We start from the raw sequence: 23,596 nt of genomic DNA, 5'->3' as shown, positions 1-23,596 counted from the left end.
TGAGAAGTGACTGATGTGCGGATCGCCCGACGAGCCGTCTCGGCCGCGCAGCTGGGCGTCTGGGTGGCTCAGGAACTCGCCCCCGGCAGCCCGCTCTACAACTGCGGCGTCTACTTCGACATCAGCGGCCCCGTCGACCGCCCGTCGCTGCGGCAGGCCGTGCACCGCGCGCTCACCGAGACGGAGGCGCTGCGCGCCCGGTTCACCGCGGACGGCGACGACCTCTGGCAGGACATCGCCCCCGCCCCCGACGAGCCGCTGCGCACCGTGACCGTGAGCGGCACCGCCGACCCGGCCGCCGCCGCGGCCGCGTGGATCGACGACGACATGGCCACCGGAGCGGACCTGTGCTCCGGCGACCCGCTGTACACCCACGTCCTCCTCGAACTCGCCCCGGACCACTACCACTTCTACGTCCGGTTCCATCACATCGCCCTCGACGGCTACGGCCAGACCCTGTACCTCGACCGGCTGTGCGAGCTGTACACCGAGCTGGCGGCGGGCCGCGAACCCGCACCCGCCCCCTTCCACCCGCTCGCCGACCTGCTCGACGAGGAAGCGGCCTACCGCGACTCCGCACGCCACGCACGGGACCGCGACTACTGGCTCGCCGCCTTCGCCGACCGCCCCGACTCCGCGAACCTCGCCGGCCGCACCGCACCCCCCTCGCCCACCGCCCTGCGGCGCACCGCGACCCTGCCCGCGCACCGCCTCGCCGCCCTGCTGGCCGCGGTCCCCGCGCTCTCGGGCCGCTGGCCGCTGCTCGTCATCGCCGCCGCGGCCGCCTACACGCACCGCATGACGGCCGCCGACGACGTCGTACTGGGCCTGCCGACGACGGCCCGGATGACCAAGGCGTCCTTGGCCACCCCCGCCATGCTGGCCAACGAACTGCCGCTGCGGCTGTCCGTACGCCCCTCGACGCCCTTCACCGAACTGATCGGCCAGGCCGCGCGGCAGGTGCCGATGGTCGGCAAGCACCAGCGCTACCGCAGCGAGGACCTCCAGCGCGAACTCGGCCGCACCGGCTTCGACGGGCCCTCGGTCAACGCCATCACCTTCTCCAAGAAGCCCCGCTTCGGCACGCTCCCGACGAGCACCCACTACCTGTCGACAGGCGCCGTCAAGGACCTCTCCATCGTCGTGTCCGGGGACGCGATGGGCAGCGACGGCCTCCAGATCGAGTTCCAGGCCAACCCGGCGCTCTACACCGCCGAACAGCTGACGGCGCATCAGGACCGCTTCCTCGCCCTCCTCGACGGCCTCGCGGACGCACCCCACCAGGCCATCGGACGGCTCGCGACGGCGACCGAGGACGAACGCCGCCAGGCCCTGGCGGCGGGAACGGGCACGCCCCGCCGGACCCCGCCCGCCACGGTGCCCCAGCTCTTCGAGGACCAGGTCCGCCGCGCCCCCGACACCACCGCGCTGGTCTTCGGCGACGAGACGCTCACCTACCGCGAGCTCAACGCCCGCGCCAACCGACTCGCCCGCCACCTGACCGCGCACGGCATCGGGCCGGAGTCCCTGGTCGCCGTCGCCCTGCCCCGCTCGGCCGACCTCGCCACAGCGCTCCTCGCGGTCCTCAAATCCGGCGCGGCCTACCTGCCGCTCGACGTGACGCACCCCGCCGACCGCATCGCCCACATGCTCACCGACGCCCGCCCGGCGCGAGTGCTCACCTCGCGCGCCGCCGCGGCCGCCGTGCCCGAGACGCCCGGCACGGCCCGTACCGTCCTCGACGCCGACGACGTGGTACGGGCACTCGCCGCCCACGACGGCGGCGACCTCGCCCCGGCCGAACGCACCGGGCCCCTCACCCCGCACCACCCCGCGTACGTCATCTACACCTCGGGCTCCACCGGGCTCCCCAAGGGCGTCGTCGGACTCCACGAAGGCGTCGCCAACCGCCTGGCGTGGTTCGGCGAGACCTTCCCCTACCGCGCCGACGAGCCCGTACTCGCCAAGACCTCCATCAGCTTCATCGACGGCACCACGGAGCTGCTCGGCGCCCTCGTCCACGGCGCGCCCGTCATCATGACGGGCCCTCAAGAAGCCCGTAACGCAGCTGAGATGGCCGAGCTGGGCGCACGGCACGGCATCGGCCGCATCACCGTCGTCCCCAGCCTGCTCGCCGGGCTGCTGGAGAGCGGCGGCGCCGAGCGGCTCACCGAATGCGGCCTGTGGATCAGCAGCGGCGAGGCGCTGCCCGCCGCCTACGCCCGGCAGTTCGCCGAGACCCTGCCACACGCCCGGCTCGTGAACCTCTACGGAGCCTCGGAGATCACCGGCGACAGCCTCTTCGCCGTGTCCGACGGCGACGCGGCCCCCATCGGACGGCCGATCAGCGACACCCGCGTACTCGTCCTGGACAGCGCCCTGCACCCGGTCCCGCCCGGCACGGCCGGCGAACTCTACATCGCGGGAGCGGGCCTGGCCCGCGGCTACCTCGGCCGCCCCGGCCTGACGGCGGAGCGGTTCGTCGCCGACCCGTACGGCCCGGCCGGCGCCCGCATGTACCGCACGGGCGACCTGGCGCGGTGGAACGCGGACGGCGAGCTGGAATACGCCGGCCGCACCGACTTCCAGGTCAAGATCCGCGGGTTCCGCATCGAACCCGGCGAGGTCGAGGCCGTCCTCGGCGCCCACCCCTCGGTGGCCCGCACGACGGCGGTCGTCCGCGAGGACCGCCCCGGCGACAAGCGCCTCGTCGCCTACGTCGTGCCCGCTCCCGGCCAGCGCCCCGACCCCGGCGAACTGCGCGAGCACGCCTTCGCCGCACTGCCCGACTACATGGTGCCGTCCGCGATCGTCACGCTGGACGAGCTGCCCCTGACGCCCAACGGGAAGCTCGACCGCGCCGCCCTGCCCGCACCCGACTACAGCGCCGGCTCCGCCGGACGGGCCCCGCGCGACGCCCGCGAGACGCTGCTCACCGGCCTCTACGCGGACGTCCTCGGTCTGCCCCGCACCACCATCGACGACAGCTTCTTCGACCTCGGCGGCGACAGCATCCTCGCCCTGCGCCTCGTCGGCCGGGCCCGCCGCGCGGGCCTGGAGTTCACCGTCCGCGAGGTCTTCGAGCACCGCACCGCCGCCGCCCTCGGCGAGCACTCCCGCACGGCGCCGGACGCCTCCGCGCACCAGACCGCCGACGCGGAGCTGACGCCGCTGCCCGCCGCCGAGCTCGCGGCGCTGACGGCGGCCGAGCCCGGCGCGGTGGACGTGCTGCCGCTGTCGCCGCTCCAGTCCGGCCTGCTCTTCCACGGCCTCTACGACGAGCAGGGCCCCGACATCTACACCCTCCAGGTCCGCTTCGACCTCGAAGGCGCGATCGACGCCCCCGCCCTGCGCGCCGCGGGACAGGCGCTGCTGGCGCGACACGCGAACCTGCGCGCCGGGTTCCGGCACGAGGGGCTGAGCCGTCCCGTGCAGGTGATCCCCGCCGAGGCCGAGGCGCCGTGGCGGGAGCTGGACCTGTCCGGCCTGGGGGAGACGGAGCGCGAGGCGGAAGCCGAACTCTTCCTCGCCCGCGACCGGGAGGAGCGCTTCGACCTGTCCCGGCCGCCGCTGCTGCGCTTCACCCTGCTCACCCTCGGCGACGACCGCCACCGGCTGGTGTTCACCCATCACCACCTGCTGCTCGACGGCTGGTCGCTGCCCGTGCTCGCCCGCGAACTGTTCGCGCTCTACGCGGGCGACCGCGAGCTGCCCGCCGTACGCCCGTACAGCGACCACCTCAAGTGGCTGGCCGGACAGGACCGTTCGGCGGCGGAGGTCGCCTGGCAGGAGGCGTTCGCCGACTTCGAGGAGCCGACCCGCGTCGCGCCCGTCGGCGAGTACACGCAGGCGGAGCCGGAGCGGGTGGAGTTCGCGCTGTCGCGGGAGCGGACGGCCGCGCTGGCGGAGCGGGCGCGTACGTACGGGCTGACGCTGAACACTGTGGTGCAGGGCGCGTGGGCGCTGGTGCTGGGCAGTCTGACGGGGCGTGAGGACGTCGTGTTCGGCGTCACCGTCTCGGGCCGTCCGCCGGAGCTGGCGGGCGTCGAGTCCATGGTGGGGCTGTTCATCAACACCCTGCCGCTGCGCGCCCGCCCGCGCCCCGCCGAACCCCTGGCCCGGTTCCTCGCCCGCCTCCAGGACGAGCAGGCGCGGCTCCTGGACCACCAGCACCTGAGCCTGACGGACATCGCGCGCCGCACCGGATTCGGCGAACTCTTCGACACCCTCCTCGTATTCGAGAACTTCCCGCTCGACGCGGACGAACTCGACGCGTCGGCCACCGCGGCCGGCCTGCGGCTGCGCGGCGCCACGGCGCGCGACGCCGTGCACTACCCCCTCGGCCTGGTCGCCCTGCCCGGCGAGTCCCTCGGCTTCCGCCTCCACTACCAGCCCGGCCTGTTCGACCGCGGCTCGGTCGAGCGGATCGGCGAGCGGTTCGTGCGGCTGCTGGAGTCGGTGACGGTCGCGCCGGAGCTGGCGGTCAGTCAGATCGATGTGCTCGGCGTGGACGAGCGGCGGCGGGTGCTGGAGGAGTGGAACGACACCGCGGCCGAGGTGCCGCGGGCGACGCTGCCCGCACTCTTCGAGGCGCAGGCGGCCCGTACCCCGGACGCCGTCGCCGTCGTGTCCGATGAAGTGACTTTGTCCTACGCGGAGTTGAACGAACGCGCCAACCGTCTCGCCCATCATCTGATCGCGCTGGGCGCGGGCCCCGAGGGCTTTGTGGGGATCTCCCTGCCGCGCTCGGAACTGACCATGGTCGCGGTGCTCGCGGTGCTGAAGTCCGGCGCGGCCTACGTGCCCGTGGACCCCGGATATCCGGCCGACCGCATCGCCCATCTGCTCACCGACGCCGCTCCCGCCCTGCTGATCACGGCCCGTGACGTGCTGTCGCGGCTGCCGGAGGGCAGCGGCCCGGCGCGCCTGGTCCTCGACGATCCGCAGACCGTCGCGGCAGTGGCGGACCGTCCCGCCACCGACCCGGCGGACACAGACCGCTCCAGCGCCCTGTCCCCCCTCCACCCCGCGTACGCGATCTACACCTCCGGCTCCACCGGTCTGCCCAAGGGCGTCGTGGTGCCGCACGAGAACGTCACGGATCTGGCGGCGTGGGCGGCGGGCGAGTTCGGTGCCGAGGAACTGGCCCGCGTCGTGGCGTCCACGTCCCTCAACTTCGACGTCTCCGTCTTCGAGATGTTCGGGCCGCTGCTCTCGGGCGGCTCCATCGAGGTCGTACGGGACCTGCTCGCCCTCGCCGACGGCACCTACTCCGGCGCCCGCGCCGGGATCGTGAGCGGCGTGCCCTCCGCCCTCGCCCACATCGTGGCGGGCGGCGAACTGCGGGCCGGCGCGCGCAGTGTGGTGTTGGCGGGTGAGGCGCTGTCGGCGCAGGCGGCGAACGACATCGTGCGGGCGGTCGGCGCGGAGCGGCTGGCGAACATCTACGGGCCGACCGAGGCTACGGTCTACGCGGCGGCGTGGTATTCGCGGTCGGGGGCCCAGGTGACGCCGCCGATCGGGCGGCCGATCCGCAACACCCGGCTGTACGTGCTGGATGCCGGGCTGCGCCCGGTCGCCCCCGGCGTCAGCGGCGAGCTGTACATCGCGGGCGAGGGCCTGGCGCGCGGCTACCACGGGCGGCCCGGCCTCTCGGCCGAGCGGTTCGTCGCGGACCCGTACGGCCGTCCCGGAGCCCGTATGTACCGGACCGGCGACCTGGTGCGGTGGAATGCCGAGGGCGAGCTGGAGTACATCGGCCGGACCGACTTCCAGGTGAAGATCCGCGGCTTCCGCATCGAACTCGGCGAGATCGAGGCCGTCCTCGGCGGGCACGCCTCGGTGGCTCAGACCGCGGTGGTCGTACGGGAAGACCGCCCCGGCGACAAGCGCCTCACGGCGTATGTGGTGGCCGCCGACGGCGCGGAAGCGGACGCGGGCGCGCTGCGCCGCCACGTGGGCGAGTCGCTGCCCGACTACATGGTGCCGTCCGCCGTCGTCGTCCTCGACGCGCTGCCGCTCACCCCGAACGGCAAGCTCGACCGCAAGGCGCTGCCCGCACCCGAATACGGTGCGGAGACCGCCGGCCGCGAGCCCCGCACCCCGCGCGAGGAGCTGCTGGCCGCGCTCTACGCCGAGGTGCTGGGCGTGCCGGCGGTCGGCATCGACGACAGCTTCTTCGACCTCGGCGGCGACAGCATCCTGTCCATCCAGCTCGTGAGCCGGGCCCGCCGGGCGGGACTGGAGTTCTCCGTCCGCGAGGTCTTCGCGCACCGGACCGTCGCCGCCCTCGACGCGCACTCCCGCATGGCGCCGACCGCCGCCCCGGACGAGACGGCCGACGTGGAGCTGACGGCGCTGCCCGCCGACGAGCTCGCGGCGCTGGCGGCGGCCGAGCCCGGCGCGGTGGACGTGCTGCCGCTGTCGCCGCTCCAGTCGGGTCTGCTCTTCCACGGCCTGTTCGATGAGCGCGGCGACGACGTCTACACCGTCCAGACCGTCCTGGACTTCGACGGCGCCCTCGACATCCCGGCCTTCCGCGCTGCGGGGCGGGCGCTGCTGGCGCGGCACGCGAATCTGCGCGCCGGGTTCCGGCACGAGGGGCTGAGCCGTCCCGTGCAGGTGATCCCCGCCGAGGCCGAGGTGCCGTGGCGGGAGCTGGACCTGTCGGGGCTGGGGGAGGGGGAGCGCGAGGCCGAGACCGAGCGGTTCCTGGCCGAGGAGCGGCAGCGCCGCTTCGATCTGTCCCGGCCGCCGCTGCTGCGCTTCACCCTGCTCGCCCTCGGCGACGGCCGTCACCGGCTGGTGCTGACCTGCCATCACCTCCTGCTGGACGGCTGGTCGTCGCCGATCGTCCTGCGCGAACTGTTCGCGCTCTACGCGGGCGACCGCGAGCTGCCGCCCGTACGCCCGTACACCGATCACCTCAAGTGGCTCGCCGGACAGGACCGTTCGGCCGCCGAGGCCGCCTGGCGGGAAGCGCTCGCGGACTTCGAAGAGCCCACCCGCGTAGCGCCCGCCGACGCGGAGCACGCCGTGTCCGACCCGCAGAAGGTGGAGTTCGCCCTGTCGCGGGAGCGGACGGCCGCGCTGGCGGAGCGGGCCCGTGCGTACGGGCTGACGCTGAACACCGTGGTGCAGGGCGCGTGGGCGCTGGTGCTGGGCAGTCTGACGGGGCGAGAGGACGTCGTGTTCGGCGTCACCGTCTCGGGCCGCCCGCCGGAGCTGGCGGGTGTCGAGGACATGGTGGGCCTGTTCATCAACACCCTGCCGTTGCGCGCCCGGCTGCGCCCCGCCGAACCCTTGTCGAGCCTGTTCGCCCGCATCCAGGACGACCAGACGGCGATGCTGGACCACCAGCACCTCGGCCTCGCCGACATCCAGCGGCAGACCGGCATCGGCGAGCTCTTCGACACCTCTCTCGTCTTCGAGAACTACCCGCTCGACAATGGCGAGTTCACCGCGCTGTTCGAGGCGTCCGGGCTGCGGCTGCGGCAGGCCAAGGCGCGCGACGCCGTGCACTACCCCCTCGGCCTCAAGGCGCTGCCCGGCGAAGAGCTGCGCTTCGTCTGGGACTTCCAGCCCGACCTGCTCGACCGGGCCAGGGTCGAGGCGATCGCCGAGCGCTTCACCCGGGTGCTGGAGACAGTCGTCACGGACCCGGAGTGCCCGGTGGGCCGTGTCGACGTCCTCGACCCCGCCGAGCGGCACCGTGTGGTCACCGAGTGGAACGACACGGACGTGCAGTACCCGGCCGACATCGCGGTCCATGTGCTGTTCGAGGAGCGGGCGACCGAGACGCCCGACGCGGTGGCCGTGGTCTCGGGCGCGCGGTCCCTCACGTACGCGGAGCTGAACGCGTGGGCCAACCGGCTCGCGCACCGGCTGATCGGCCTGGGCGTGCGCCAGGAGAGCCGGGTGGCGGTCCTCCAGGAGCGGTCGACGGCGGTGGTCGTCTCCAGCCTCGCCGTGCTCAAGGCGGGCGGCGTGTACGTACCGCTCGACCCGAACCAGCCCGCGAGCCGCTCCGAGTTCATCCTCGGCAGCACGGACGCGGTGGCGCTCCTCACCGACCGGGACCCCGACGAGGTCGGATTCGCGGTCGACGCCCCGATCGTCCGCTTCGACGACGGCGAGGACTTCACAGGTGAGCCGGACACGAACCCCGAGGTCCGGACGGACGCCGAGCAGCTCGTCTACGTGATGTTCACGTCCGGTTCCACGGGTGCGCCGAAGGGCGTGGCGAACACGCACCGCAATGTGGTGCATCTGGCGGCGGACCGGTACTGGCGGGGCGGCAACCACGAGCGGGTGCTGATGCACTCCCCGTACGCCTTCGACGCCTCGACGTTCGAGATCTGGACGCCGCTGCTCACCGGCGGCCGGGTCGTGGTCGCTCCGGCGGGCCGCCTCAGCGGTGCGGAGCTGGCGGATGTGATCACCGAGCAGTCCGTCACCGGCATGTTCGTGAGCGCCGGGCTGTTCCGGGTGCTGGCCGAGGAGCGCCCGGAGTGCTTCGCGGGCGTCCGCGAGATCTGGGCGGGCGGCGACATCGCCTCTCCCACGGCCATGCGCCGGGTGCTGGCGGCCTGCCCGGGGATCACCGTCGCCAACGAGTACGGGCCGACGGAGACCACCGTCTTCTCCAGCGTCAACCCGATGCGCGCCGCCGACGAGGTCCCCGAGGCGGTCGTGCCGATCGGCCGGCCCCTGTGGAACACGCAGGTGTACGTCCTCGACACGGGCCTCCGACCCGTCGCGCCGGGCGTCAGCGGTGAGCTGTACATCGCGGGCGACGGTCTGGCGCGCGGCTATCTGGGCCGGGCGGAGCTGACGGCGCAGCGGTTCGTGGCCGATCCGTTCGGCGGCTCAGACGGCCAAGGCGACGGCGGCCGGATGTACCGGACCGGCGATGTCGTGCGGTGGCTGGCGGACGGGCGGCTGGAGTTCGTCGGCCGCGTCGACGACCAGGTCAAGCTGCGCGGCTTCCGCATCGAACCCGGCGAGGTGGAGGGCGTGCTCGCCGGCCGCCCCGAGGTGGCGCAGGCCGCCGTGATCCTCCGCGAGGACCGGCCCGGCGCGAAACGGCTCGTCGGCTACGTCGTCGCGGCCTCCGGTGCGGACGTCGACCCCGACGCGCTGCGGGCCCACGCCGCCGAGTCGCTGCCCGAGTACATGGTCCCGTCGGCGATCGTCCCCCTCGACACGCTGCCGCTCACCCTGAACGGCAAGCTGGACCGCAGGGCGCTGCCCGCACCCGAATACGGCACGGAGACCGACGGCCGCGCGCCGCGCACCCCGCGCGAGGAGCTGCTGTGCGGGCTGTTCGCCGAGGTCCTGGGGCTGGAGCGGGTCGGCGTCGACGACAGCTTCTTCGAGCTGGGCGGGGACAGCATCATGTCCATCCAGCTGGTCAGCCGCGCCCGTCGGGCGGGGCTGGAGCTGTCGGCGCGCGACGTCTTCGACCACAAGACCGTCGCGGCGCTCGCCACGGCGGTGGGCGACGCCCACGAGACGGTGGCGGAGGAGGCGGGCGCCGGGACCGGCCCCGTACCGCTGACGCCGATCATGCGCCGGTTCGCGGAGAGCGGCGGGCCCGTCGAGCGGTTCAACCAGTCGCTGGCGCTGCGGGTACCCGCCGGGATGGCGGAGCGCGACCTGGTGGCCGCCGTGCAGACCCTGCTCGACCAGCACGACGTGCTGCGCATGCGGGTGGTCTCCGGAGCCGGCGACTGGTCGGCGGAGGTCACCGCGCCCGGTTCCGTACGGGCCGGGGACTGCGTGCTGCGCGTGGACGAGACGCGGCTCGACGCGGCGGCCCGCGAGGCCCGTTACGCGGCCGAGGCGGACGCGGCACGTGACCGCCTGTCGCCCGCCGACGGCGTCATGGTGCAGATCGTGTGGTTCGACCGGGGACCGGACGAGCCGGGCCGACTGCTGGTGATGGTGCATCACTTCGCGGTGGACGGCGTGTCCTGGCGACTGCTGGTTCCCGCCCTCGCCGACGCCTGGCGGACTGCCTCTACCGGCCGTGACGCGGAGCCGAGGTCCGTGGCGACGTCCTTCCGCGGCTGGGCCCAGCGTCTGACCGAGGAAGCACAACAGCCTTCGCGCACCGCCGAGTTGGAGCAGTGGCGAGGCGTGCTCGACACCCCCGACCCGGTCATCGGTTCCGGGCCGTTGGACCCGGCGCTGGACACGTACGGCTCGGCCGGCTCCGTGACGCTCCGGCTGCCCGCCGAGACCACGGACGCGCTCCTGACGACCGTTCCGGGCGTCTTCCGGGCCGGAGTCAACGACGTGCTGCTCTCCGCGTTCGCGCTGGCCGTCGCCGACTGGCGCGGCGACGACATCTCCCCGCACGTCCTGGTGGACCTGGAGAGCCACGGCCGCGAGGAGGAAGCGGTCGGCGGCGTGGACGTGTCGGAGACCGTGGGCTGGTTCACCAGCCTCTACCCGGTGCGGCTGGACGTCTCCGGACTCGACCGGACGCAGGCGTGGGACGGCGGGCCCGCCGCCGGGACCCTGCTCAAGCGCGTCAAGGAGGAGCTGCGGGCCGTGCCCGACAACGGCCTCGGCTTCGGGCTCCTGCGGTACCTGAACCCCGGCACCGGCCGCGAACTGGCGGGCCTCGGCACGCCGCGGCTCGGCTTCAACTACCTCGGGCGCATCGCGGCGGACAGCGCCGCCGAATCCGCCGACTGGTCCGTACTGGCCGGGTCGGCGGGCAGCGGCGGCACTGACGACGCGCTGCTGCTCACCCACACCGTCGAACTCAACGCGCTCACCGAGGACGGCGCGCGCGGCCCGGAGCTCGTCGCGACCTGGACCTTCGCCGAACGGCTGCTGGACGAGGAGAGCGTGCGCGAACTGGCCGAGGGCTGGTTCCGGGCGCTGCGCGCCCTGGCCGCGCACGCCGAACGCCCCGACGCGGGCGGGCTCACCCCCTCCGACGTGCCGCTGGCCTCCCTCACCCAGCCCGAACTCGACGGCGTCCTCGCCGCGTACCCGGACACCGCCGACGTGCTGCCGCTCTCCCCGCTCCAGTCCGGCCTGCTCTTCCACGGCCTCTTCGACGAGCACGCCCAGGACGTCTACACCGTCCAGATGGTCCTGGACTTCGACGGCGCCCTCGACGCCTCCGCCATGCGGGCCGCCGGACAGGCGCTGCTGGACCGGCACGCCAACCTGCGCGCGGGCTTCCGGCACGAAGGACTCGCCCGCCCCGTCCAGGTGATCCCCGCCGGCGTCCCCCTGCCCTGGCACGAAGCGGACCTGACGGGCCTGGGCGAGACGGAACGGGCCGCCGAGGCCGAGCGGCTGCTCGCGGCGGACCGCGCGCTCCGCTTCGACCTGGCCCGGCCCCCGCTGCTGCGCTTCACCCTGCTCAAGCTCGACGCCGGACACCACCGGCTGGTGCTCAGCAACCACCACCTGCTGCTCGACGGCTGGTCGCTGCCCGTGCTCGTCCGCGAGCTGTTCCAGCTCTACACGGGCGCCGGCGCGCTGCCGCCCGTACGCCCGTACCGCGACTACCTCGGCTGGGTCGCCGAGCAGGACCGGCCCGCTGCCGAAGCGGCCTGGCGCGAGGCGCTGGCGGGCTTCGAGGAGCCGACCCGGCTGGCCCCGGCCGACCGCGCCGGGCGGCCCCCGGCCGCCCCCGAGCACCTGCGGTTCGCCCTGTCCGAACAGGCCACGGCCGAGCTCGCGGAGCGGGCCCGTACGCACGGGCTGACGCTGAACACCGTCGTCCAGGGCGCCTGGGCGCTGGTCCTGGCGAGCCTGACCGGCCAGGACGACGTGGCGTTCGGCTTCGTGGTCTCCGGCCGGCCGCCGGAGCTGACGGGCGTCGAGTCCATGGTGGGCCTGTTCATCAACACCCTCCCGCTGCGCGCCCGGCTGCGCCCCGCCGAACCCCTCTCGCGCCTACTCGCCCGCGTCCAGGACGAGCAGGCGCGGCTGCTGGAGCACCAGCACCTCGGCCTGACGGCCATTCAGCAGCAGGCCGGAACGGGCGAACTCTTCGACACCTCCGTGGTGTTCGAGAACTATCCCCTCGACCGGAACGCGCTGGACGACCTCGCGGCCCTCGGCGGACTGCGCGTGGCGGACGCCGCGATCAGCGACTCCACGCACTACACCCTGGCCCTCGTCGCCATGCCCGGCGACAGCCTCGGCTTCCGGCTCGACTACCAGGGCGACGTGCTCGACGCGGCGGCCGTACGGACCGTCGCCGACCGCTTCACCCGCGTCCTGGACACGATGCGGACGGACTCGGACCGGCCCGTGGGCCGCATCGCCCTGCTGACCGACGCCGAGCACCGGACGCTGGTGACCGGCTGGAACGACACCCGCCGCGACGTGCCGGCCGCGACGCTGCCCGCGCTCTTCGAGGCCCAGACCGCCCGCACCCCCGACGCGCCCGCCACGGCGTCCGAGGACGGCGAGCTGACCTACGCCGAGCTCAACGCGCGGGCCAACCGGCTGGCCCGGCTGCTCATCGACCGGGGCGTCGGCCCGGAGCGCTCCGTGGCGGTCTCGCTGCCCCGCTCCGCCGACCTCGTCGTCTCCCTCCTCGCCGTCGTCAAGGCGGGCGGCGCGTACCTGCCCGTCGACCCCGAGTACCCGGCCGACCGCATCGCCTACATGCTGGACGACGCCGCGCCCGCGCTGATCCTCACGGACACCGCGCGCGCCGCGCGCTACGGCGGCGCCGACGTGCCGCTGCTGCTCGTCGACCACACCGACACCAGCGGCTACGACGCCGCCGACCCCACGGACGCCGACCGGACCGCGCCGCTCAAGCGGACCCACCCCGCGTACACCATCTACACCTCGGGCTCCACGGGTCGCCCCAAGGGCGTCGTCGTCACGCACACCGGCCTGGCGAGCCTGGCCGCCGGGCAGCTCGACGGCTTCGCGGTGCAGCCCGGCAGCCGCGTCCTGCTGTTCGCCTCGCCCAGCTTCGACGCCGCCGTCTCCGAACTCTGCATCGCCCTGCTCTCCGGCTCCTGCCTCGTCCTCGCGGACGCGGACCGGCTGCTGCCGGGCGCGCCGCTGACCGCGCTCCTCGCCGAACAGCGGATCACCCACGCCACGCTCCCGCCGTCCGCCCTCGCGCAACTGGCCGACGACGCCCTGCCCGCGCGCATGACCCTGACGGTGGCGGGCGAGGCGTGCCCGCCGCACCTCGTGGAGCGCTTCTCGCGCGGCCGACGCATGATCAACGCGTACGGCCCCACCGAGTCCACCGTCTGCGCGAGCATGAGCGGCCCGCTGGCCGGATCCGTCGTGCCCCCGATGGGCCGGCCGATCGTCAACACCCGCCTGTACGTGCTCGATTCGGCCCTGCGGCCTGCCGCGCCCGGCGTCCCGGGCGAGCTGTACATCGCGGGCGACGGGCTGGCCCGCGGTTACCACCGCCGCCCGGCCCTCTCGGCCCAGCGGTTCGTCGCCGACCCGTACGGGCCGGCCGGCGCCCGCATGTACCGCACCGGCGACCTGGCCGTCCGCCGCCCCGACGGCGACCTCGAATTCGCCGGCCGCGCCGACAGCCAGGTCAAGGTCCGCGGCTTCCGCGTCGAGACCGGTGAGGTCGAGGCGGCGCTCGCCGGACACCCGGCGGTGGCCCGCGCCGCCGTGATCGTGCGCGAGGACCGGCCCGGCGACAAACGCCTGGTGGCCTACGCGGTGACCTCCGGCGACGCCGAAGCGGGAGAGCTCCGCCGGCACGTGGCCGACACGCTGCCCGACTACATGGTGCCGTCCGCCGTCGTCGTCCTCGACGCGCTGCCGCTCACCCCGAACGGCAAGCTCGACCGCAAGGCGCTGCCCGCCCCCGAATACGGCGGCACGGCGGCCGGCCGCGCGCCGCGCTCCCCGCAGGAGGAGATCCTGTGCGGGATCTTCGCCGACGTGCTCGGCGTCCCCAAGGCGACCATCGACGACAGCTTCTTCGACCTCGGCGGCCACTCGCTGCTCGCCACCCAGCTCGTCAGCCGCGTGCGCGGAGTGCTCGACGTCGAGCTGTCCATCCGCCAGCTCTTCGAGGAGCCCACCGTCGCCGGTCTCGCGGCGGCCATCGGGGCGGCCGGCACCGCGCGCGCCGCCCTCGCGCCGAGGGACCGCGGCGAACGGATTCCCGCGTCCTTCGCACAGCAACGCCTCTGGTTTCTCGGCCAGTTCGAGGGCCCCAACGCCACCTACAACCTGCCCGCCGCGCTCCGCCTGACGGGCCGTCTGGACCGCGAGGCGCTACGGCACGCCCTCGACGACGTCGTGGAGCGGCACGAGAGCCTGCGCACCGTGTTCGCCGAGGACGCCGAAGGCCCGTACCAGCGGGTCGTCGACGCCGCCGCCAGCCGGCCCGAACTGACGGTCGCGACCGTCACCGAAGAGGAGCTGCCCGGGGAGCTGCGCCGCGCCGCCCGGCACGGCTTCGACCTCACCGCCGAAATCCCCGTGCGGGCCACCCTGTTCGAGCTCGCCCCCGACGAGCACGTACTGCTGCTGCTCGTGCACCACATCGCGGGCGACGGCTGGTCGATGGGGCGCCTGGCCGCCGACTTCTCCACCGCCTACGCCGCACGCCGCACGGGAGCGGCCCCCGACTGGGCGCCGCTGCCCGTCCAGTACGCCGACTACACCCTCTGGCAGCGCGAGACCCTCGGCGACGAAAGCGACCCCGACAGCCCGGCGGCCCAGCAACTCGCCTACTGGAAGGGCGCGTTGGCGGGCCTCCCGGAAGAGCTGGAGCTGCCCGCCGACCGGCCGCGGCCCGCGGCCTCCGCCAACCAGGGCGGCCACCTCGCCTTCGAGATCCCCGCCGACCTGCACACCGCGCTCGCCGCCCTGGCCAAGGAGCGCCGCGCCAGCCTCTTCATGCTGGTCCAGGCGGCCCTCGCCACGCTGTACGCACGGCTGGGCGCCGGCACCGACATCCCCCTGGGCACGCCCGTCGCGGGCCGCACGGACGACGCGCTGGAGGGCCTCGTCGGGTTCTTCGTCAACACGCTGGTGCTGCGCACCGACGTCTCCGGCGACCCGACGTTCGCCGAGCTGATCGACCGGGTGCGGGAGACGGACCTGGCGGCCTACGCCCACCAGGACGTGCCGTTCGAGCGGCTGGTCGAGGTCGTCAACCCGGCCCGTTCGCTGTCCCGGCACCCTCTCTTCCAGACCTCCCTGACCTTCGACACCGACCGCCGCGAGGCCCTGGACGCGATCGGCGCCCTGCCGGGGCTCACCGCCGTGCCGCAGCCGGTGGACACCCGCGTCGCCAAGTTCGACCTCGACTTCAACGTCGCCGAGCTGTACGGCCCCGAGGGCGCGCCCGCGGGCCTCGGCGGCGTCGTGGAGTACAGCACCGAGCTGTTCGACCGCGACAGCGTCCAGCGCCTCGTCGACCGGCTCGTGCTCGTCCTCACCGCGATGACCGAGGACCCGGGCCGGCCCGTCGCGTCCGTCGACATCCTCGACCCCGCCGAACGGCGCCGCATGGTGACCGAGTGGAACGACACGGACGTCGAGTTCCCGGCGGACACGGCCGTCCATGTGCTCTTCGAGGAGCAGGCGGCCGCGACACCCGACGCGGTGGCCGTGGTCTCGGGTGCGGACACCCTCACGTACGCCGAGCTGAACGCGCGGGCCAACCGCCTCGCGCACCGGCTGATCGGCCTCGGGGTACGCGCCGAGAGCCGGGTCGCGGTGCTCCAGGAGCGCTCCGCCGACGTGGTCGTCTCCAGCCTCGCCGTGCTCAAGGCGGGCGGCGTGTACGTACCGCTGGACCCGAACCAGCCCGCGAGCCGCTCCGAATTCATCCTCCGCGACACGGAAGCGGTGGCGCTGCTCACCGACCGGAACCCCGAGGAGACCGGGTTCGCCGTCTACGCCCCCGTCGTCCGCGTCGGCGACGCCATCGGTGAGGACTTCGCCGACGAGCCCGACACCGACCCGGGCGTGCCGACGAACGCCCAGCAGCTCGTCTACGCCATGTACACCTCCGGTTCCACGGGTGCGCCGAAGGGCGTGGCCAACACGCACCGCAATGTGGTGCATCTGGCGGCGGACCGTTACTGGCGGGGCGGCAACCACGAGCGGGTGCTGATGCACTCCCCGTACGCCTTCGACGCCTCGACGTTCGAGATCTGGACGCCGCTGCTCACCGGCGGCCGCGTCGTCGTCGCCCCGGCCGGCCGCCTCGGCGCCGCCGACCTCGCGACGGTGATCGCCGAACAGGAAGTGACGGGCCTCTTCGTCAGCGCCGGACTGTTCCGGGTGCTGGCCGAGGAGCGCCCGGAGTGCTTCGCGGGCGTCCGCGAGATCTGGGCCGGAGGTGACGTCGTGTCACCGACCGCCGTACGCCGTGTCCTTGACGCCTGCCCGGGGATCACCGTCGCCAACGAGTACGGGCCGACGGAGACCACCGTCTTCTCCAGCGTCAACCCGCTGCGCGCCGGGGACGACGTGCCCGAGGCCGTCGTCCCCATCGGCCGCCCCCTGTGGAACACCCAGGTCTACGTCCTGGACGGCGCGCTGCGCCCGGTGCCCGTCGGCGTCAGCGGTGAGCTGTACATCGCGGGCGCGGGCCTCGCCCGCGGCTATCTGGGCCGGGCGGAGCTGACGGCGCAGCGGTTCGTCGCCGATCCCTTCAAGGGCGACGGCGGCCGGATGTACCGGACCGGCGACGTCGTGCGGTGGCTGGCGGACGGGCGGCTGGAGTTCGTCGGCCGTATCGACGACCAGGTCAAGCTGCGCGGCTTCCGCGTCGAACTCGGCGAGGTGGAGGGTGTGCTCGCCGCCCGTCCGGAGGTGGCGCAGGCCGCCGTGATCCTCCGCGAGGACCGCCCCGGCGACAAGCGGCTCGTCGGCTACGCCGTGGCCGTCTCCGGGGCGGCCCTCGACCGCGACGCGCTGCGGGCGCACATCGCCAAGGCGCTCCCCGAGTACATGGTGCCCTCCGCGATCGTCGCCCTCGACGCGCTGCCGCTCACCCTCAACGGCAAGCTCGACCGCAAGGCGCTGCCCGCACCGGAATACGGCATGGAAGCGACCGGCCGCCCGCCGCGCTCCCCGCAGGAGGAGATCCTGTGCGCCGTCTTCGCCGAGGTGCTCGGCGTCGCCCACGTCACCATCGACGACAGCTTCTTCGACCTCGGCGGCCACTCGCTGCTCGCGACCCGCCTCGTCAGCCGGGTCCGCGCCGCCCTCGGCGCCGAACTGGCCATCCGCCAGCTCTTCGAGACGCCCACCGTGGCCGCGCTCGCCGGGACCCTGGCCCGAGCGGGCGGCGCGCGCACCGGCGTCGCCGCCCGCCCGCGCCCGGAGCGCGTCCCGCTGTCCTACGCACAGCAGCGCCTCTGGTTCCTCAGCCACCTCGACGGCCCCAGCGCCACCTACAACCTGCCCATCGCGATGCGCCTGTCCGGCGCCCTGGACCACGAAGCCCTGCGCCACGCCCTCGCCGACGTCGTCGCACGCCACGAGAGCCTGCGCACCCTCTTCGCCGAGGACGCCGACGGCGGATACCAGGTGGTGCTCGACGCCGCCGACCCGCGCGCCCGCCTCGCCGTCGAGACCGTCGACGCGAGCGCCGACACCCCCGCCGCCCTCCGCGAACGGCTCGACGCCGCGTCCCGGCGCGGCTTCGACCTGGCCGCCGCCGCCCCCGTACGGGCCACCCTCTTCAAGGAGAGCGCCGACGACCACGTACTGCTCGTCCTGGTGCACCACATCGCGGCCGACGGCTGGTCGCTGCCCGTGCTCGTACAGCACCTGATGACCGCGTACGAGGCGCGCTGCGCCGGCGGGGCCCCCGACTGGGCGCCGCTGGCCGCGCAGTACGCCGACTACGCGCTGTGGCAGCGCGAGATGCTCGGCGGCGAGGACGACGCCGACAGCGAGATATCCCGCCAACTCGCTTACTGGGTCGATCAGTTGGCGTACCTTCCCGAAGAGCTGGAGCTGCCCCGGGACCGGCAGCGGCCCGCCACGGCCACCCACCAGGGCGCCCGGATCTCCTTCGACGTCCCCGCCGAGGTCCACCACGGCCTCGCCGCACTCGCCAAGGAGAGCCGCGGCAGCCTGTTCATGGTCGTCCAGGCGGCGCTGGCGACGCTGCTGGCGAAGCTCAGCGGCTCGACGGACGTACCGATCGGCATGCCCATCGCGGGCCGCACGGACAGCGCGGTGGAGGAAATCGTCGGATTCTTCGTCAACACGCTGGTGCTGCGCACCGACGTGTCCGGCGACCCGACGTTCGCCGAGCTGACCGAACGCGTACGGGAAGCGGACCTAGCCGCCTACGCGCACCAGGACGTGCCCTTCGAACGGCTCGTGGACGTCCTGAGCCCGACCCGCTCCATGGCCCGCCACCCGCTGTTCCAGACCGCGCTGACCTTCGAGACCGACCACCGCGGCGCACTCGACGTGATAGGCCGTCTCCCCGGCCTCAGCGTCGCCCCGGCCGCGGTCGACACCGGCGCCGCCAAGTTCGACCTGGCGTTCTCCTTCACCGAGCATCACACCGACGACGGGACGCCCGGCGGCCTCACCGGACACCTCGAATACAGCACCGACCTCTTCGACGCGGACACCGCCGCCACCATGGGCGACCGGCTGGTGCGACTGCTGTCCGCCGTCGCCTCCGACCCCCGGCAGCCCCTCGGCACGCTGGAGATCATGGACGCCGCCGAACGCCGGCACGTCCTCGCCGACTGGAACGACACGGCCCGCGACCTGCCCCGGCGCACCCTCGGCGCGCTCGTCGAGACCCAGGCCGCCCGGACCCCCGATGCCGCCGCGGTGCTCGCCGGGGAGACCGTCCTCACCTACGCGGAGCTCAACACCCAGGCCAACCGGCTGGCCCGGCTGCTCATCGGGCACGGCGTCGGCCCGGAGACGACCGTCGCCCTCGCCCTGCCGCGCTCCGCCGACCTCGTCGTCTCGCTCCTCGCGGTCGTCAAGGCGGGCGGCGCGTACCTGCCCGTCGACCCCGGCTACCCGGACGACCGCATCGCCTACATGCTCGACGACGCCGACCCGGTGCTCCTGATCAGCACCACGCAGACCGCCGAACGGCTCCCCGCCACCGGCACCCCGCGGCTGCTCCTCGACGAGGCCCCCGCGATCCGGGCCCTGGACGGCGTGGACGGCCGCGCCGACGGCGACGTACAGGACAGCGAACGCACCGCACCGCTGACGGCCGGCCACCCCGCCTACGTCATCTACACCTCCGGCTCCACAGGCCGCCCCAAGGGCGTCACCGTCACCCACGCCGGCCTCACCAGCCTCGGCTCCACCCAGGTGGAACGGCTGGCCATCGACTCCGACAGCCGCGTCCTGCAACTGTCGTCGCCGAGCTTCGACGCCGCCGTCATGGAACTGCTCATGGCCTTCCCGGCCGGAGCCGCCCTCGTCGTACCGCCCGCCGGCCCCCTCGCCGGCGAGGAACTGGCCGACATCCTGGCCGACCGGCGGATCACCCACGCGCTGATCCCGCCGACCGTCCTCGGCAGCGTGCCCGAACGCGAACTGCCCCACTTCCGCACCCTCGTCGTCGGCGCCGAAGCCTGCCCGGCGGAGCTCGTCGCCCGCTGGTCGCCCGGCCGCAGGATGGTCAACGCCTACGGCCCGACCGAGGCGACCGTCGCCGCCACCATCAGCGCCCCCGTCACCGGCCCGGCCCTGCCGCCCATCGGCGGCCCGGTCGACAACACCCAGGTGTACGTGCTCGACGCGGGGCTACGGCCGGTCGCGCCCGGCGTGGCGGGCGAGCTGTACATCGCGGGCGGCGGCCTCGCCCGCGGCTACCTCGGCCGCCCCGGACTGACCGCCCAGCGGTTCGTCGCCGACCCGTACGGACCGGCCGGCGCCCGCATGTACCGCACCGGCGACCTCGCCCGATGGCGCAAGGACGGCGCACTCGACTACGCCGGCCGCGCCGACGACCAGGTCAAGGTCCGCGGCTTCCGCATCGAACTCGGCGAGATCGAAGCGGCCCTCTCCGCGCACGCCCGCATCGCCCAGAGCACCGTCCTGGTCCGCGAGGACCGGCCGGGGGAGAAACGGCTCGTGGCCTACCTCGTACCCGACGGCGCCCAGGCCCCCGCCACCGGCGAGCTGCGGGACTTCCTGTCCGCCACGCTCCCCGACTACATGGTGCCCGCCGCGTTCGTGCCCCTGGACGCCCTGCCGCTCACCCCGAACGGCAAGCTCGACCGCAAGGCGCTCCCCGCACCCGAGTACCGAGCCGAACTCACCGGTCGCGCCCCCCGCACCCCGCGCGAGGAGCTGCTGTGCGGGCTGTTCGCCGAGGTCCTGGGGCTGGAGCGGGTGGGGATCGACGACAGCTTCTTCGAGCTGGGCGGGGACAGCATCATGTCCATCCAGCTGGTCAGCCGCGCCCGCCGGGCGGGGCTGGAGCTGTCGGCGCGCGACGTCTTCGACCACAAGACCGTCGCCGGACTCGCCGGAGCCGTCGCCGTCGCCCGGGGCGCGGTCGCCGAAGCGCCGGGCGCCGGAACCGGCCCCGTACCGCTGACGCCGGTCATGCACTGGCTCGCCGAACGCGGCGGCCCCCTCGATCGGTTCAACCAGTCGACGGTCCTCCAGGCCCCCGCCGGCATGGCCCGCGAGGACCTGGTGACCGCCGTGCAGACCGTGCTCGACCACCACGACGCGCTGCGCGTGAAGGTCGCCACCGGGCCCGCCGCGGCCGACTGGACGATGGAGGTCACCGCCCCCGGCTCCGTACGGGCCGAGGAGCGCGTCCTCCGCGTCGACCAGTACGGCCTGGACGACGCGGCCCGCAGCGCCCAGTACGCGGCCGAGGCCGCGGCGGCGCGCGACCGCCTGTCGCCCGCCGACGGCGCGGTGGTGCAGGTGGTCTGGTTCGACCGGGGACCGGACGAGCCGGGCCGGCTGCTGGTGATGGTGCATCACTTCGCGGTGGACGGCGTGTCCTGGCGGGTGCTGGCGCCCGCCCTCGCCGACGCCTGGCGGGCGGCCGCCGCGGGCCGCGCCGCGGAACCGGAACCGGTGGCGACGTCCTTCCGGGGCTGGGTCCGACGGCTGGCCGAGGAGTCCGAAAAGGCGTCTCGCGTAGGCGAGTTGGAGCTGTGGCGGCAGACGCTCACGGCACCCGACCCCGTGATCGGCGCCGGTCCGCTGGACCCGGAGCTGGACACGTACGGATCGGCGGCCTCGGTGACACTGCGGCTGGCACCCGAGGTCACGGACGCGCTCCTGACGACCGTGCCGAGCACCTTCCGCGCCGGAGTCAACGACGTCCTGCTGTCGGCATTCGCGCTCGCCGTCGCCGAGTGGCGCGGCGACGACCGATCCGCGTCCCCGGACGTCCTGGTGGACCTCGAAGGACACGGCCGCGAGGAGGACGCCGTCGGCGGCGTCGACGTATCCGCCACCGTGGGGTGGTTCACGAGCGTGTACCCCGTGCGGTTGGATGTGTCGGGGCTGGACCGCGCACAGGCGTGGGCCGCCGGACCGGCCGCGGGCGCGCTGCTCAAGCGCGTCAAGGAAGGGCTGCGGGCCGTCCCGGACAACGGCATCGGCTACGGCCTCCTGCGGTACCTGAACCCGGACACCGGCCGCGAACTGGCGGGCCTCGGCGCGCCGCAGCTCGGCTTCAACTACCTCGGGCGGTTCGCCACAGCTACGGGGACCGCCACTGACGCCCGGCCGGCCGACTGGGCGCTCACGCCCGAAGCGGACGGCAACGCCCCGGGCACCGACGACAAGATGCCGCTCCCGCACGTCCTGGGCCTCAACGCCCTCACCGAGGACGGCGCGCGCGGCCCGGAGCTGGTCGCGTCCTGGACCTTCGCCGAGCGACTGCTGGACGAGAAGAGCGTGCGGGAACTGGCCGAGGGCTGGTTCCGGGCGCTGACCGCGCTGGCCGAACACGCCGAACACCCCGACGCGGGCGGGCTCACCCCCTCCGACGTCGGCCTCGGCTCGATCACGCAGCACGAGATCGATGAATTCGAAGACGACCTGGTAGCCGAGTGGGAGATCTGAACGTGAGCCGACAGTCGCGGGTAATCGAGGACATTCTGCCGCTGTCCCCGTTGCAGGAAGGGCTGCTCTTCCACAGCGTGTACGACGAGGCGGCACCGGACGTGTACACCGTCCAGCTCGTCTTCCAGCTGGACGGCGAGCTGGACCACGAGGCGATGCGCGCCGCCGGCGGCGCGCTGCTCCAGCGCCACTCCAACCTCCGGGTCGCCTTCCGGCAGCGCAAGACCGGCGAATGGGCCCAGCTCGTCGCCCGCACCGTCCCGCTGCCCTGGGAGGACGCCGACCTCAGCACCATCGCCGACGCGACGGAACGCACCGCCGAGGCCGACCGCCTCGTCGCCGCGGACCGCGCCCGCCGCTTCGACCTGAGCCGCCCGCCGCTCGTACGGTTCCTGCTGGTCAAGCTCGCCGAACGGCAGCACCGGCTGGTGCTCTCCATGCACCACACCCTCCTCGACGGCTGGTCCCTGCCCGTCCTGCTGCGCGAGTTCTACGCCCTCTACATCAGCCGCGGCGACGCAAGTGGCCTGCCCGAGGCACGGCCCTACCGGCACTACCTCGACTGGCTGGCCAAGCAGGACCGGCCGGCGGCGGAACGGGCCTGGCAGGAGTCGCTGGCCGGACTGACCGAGCCGACCCGCATCGCCCCCATGGACGCGGGCCGGCTGCCGGCCGCGCCGCGGCGGTACGAGTTCGGGCTCACCCACGAGGCGACCGCCGCGCTCGTCGAGCGGGCCCGCGCCCACGGCCTGACCCTCAACACCGTGGTCCAGGGCGCCTGGGCGCTGGTGCTCGGCCGTCTCACCGGCAGCGACGACGCGGTGTTCGGCGTCACCGTCTCCGGCCGCCCGGCGGACCTGCCGGGCGTCGAGGACATGGTGGGCCTCTTCATCAACACCCTCCCGCTGCGCGCCCGGCTGCGCCCCGCCGAACCCCTCTCGCGGTTCCTGGCGCGCGTACAGGAGGAGCAGTCCCGGCTGCTGGACCACCAGCACCTGGGCCTCGCCGACATCCAGCGGCAGGCAGGCATCGGCGAACTCTTCGACACCTCCCTGGTCTTCGAGAACTTCCCGCTCGACCAGGCCCGCGAGCAGACCGGCGCCGCCCCCGGCGAACTGCGCGTGTCCGCCGCCGAGAGCACCTCCGCGAACCACTACACGCTCAGCCTCGTGGCGATGCCCCACTCCGACCTGGGCTTCCGCTTCTTCTACCAGCCCGACCTGCTCACCGAGGCCGACGTCGAGACCATCGGCGACCGCCTCCTCCAGATCCTCGACGCCTTCGCCGCCGACCCGGACCAGCCCGTGGGCCGCACCGGCGTGCTGCGCGCGGACGAACGCCGCCAACTGCTGGAAGGCTGGAACGACACCGCCCGCGAGGTCCCCGACGCGACGCTGCCCGAGCTGTTCGAGGCGCAGGCGGCGCGCACTCCAGACGCCCCGGCGCTCGTCTCCGGCGACGAGTCCCTCACCTACGCCGAGTTGAACGCTCGGGTGAACCGTCTGGCGCGGGTGCTGGTGGAGCGTGGTGTGGGTGCGGAGCGGTTCGTGGCGGTCGTGCT

General features: G+C 74.0%; 2 protein-coding genes. Both read left to right on the top strand.

Annotation, left to right across the window (positions count from 1 at the left end; genetic code table 11):
• Positions 1-6 precede the first annotated feature (6 nt).
• Entirely contained in the window at positions 7-22,035 is a 22,029-nt protein-coding gene (locus AB0I22_RS33840) for a non-ribosomal peptide synthase/polyketide synthase (RefSeq protein WP_363134831.1), read from the top strand.
• Between the two features lie 2 nt (positions 22,036-22,037).
• On the top strand, positions 22,038-23,596 hold a 1,559-nt coding region (locus AB0I22_RS33835), incomplete at its 3' end, for a condensation domain-containing protein (RefSeq protein ID WP_363134830.1).

This window comes from Streptomyces sp. NPDC050610, assembly GCF_040654875.1.
GTDB lineage: Bacteria > Actinomycetota > Actinomycetes > Streptomycetales > Streptomycetaceae > Streptomyces.
The sequence above is the reverse complement of the archived record's forward strand: the minus strand, read 5'-3'. Positions and strand labels throughout refer to the sequence as shown.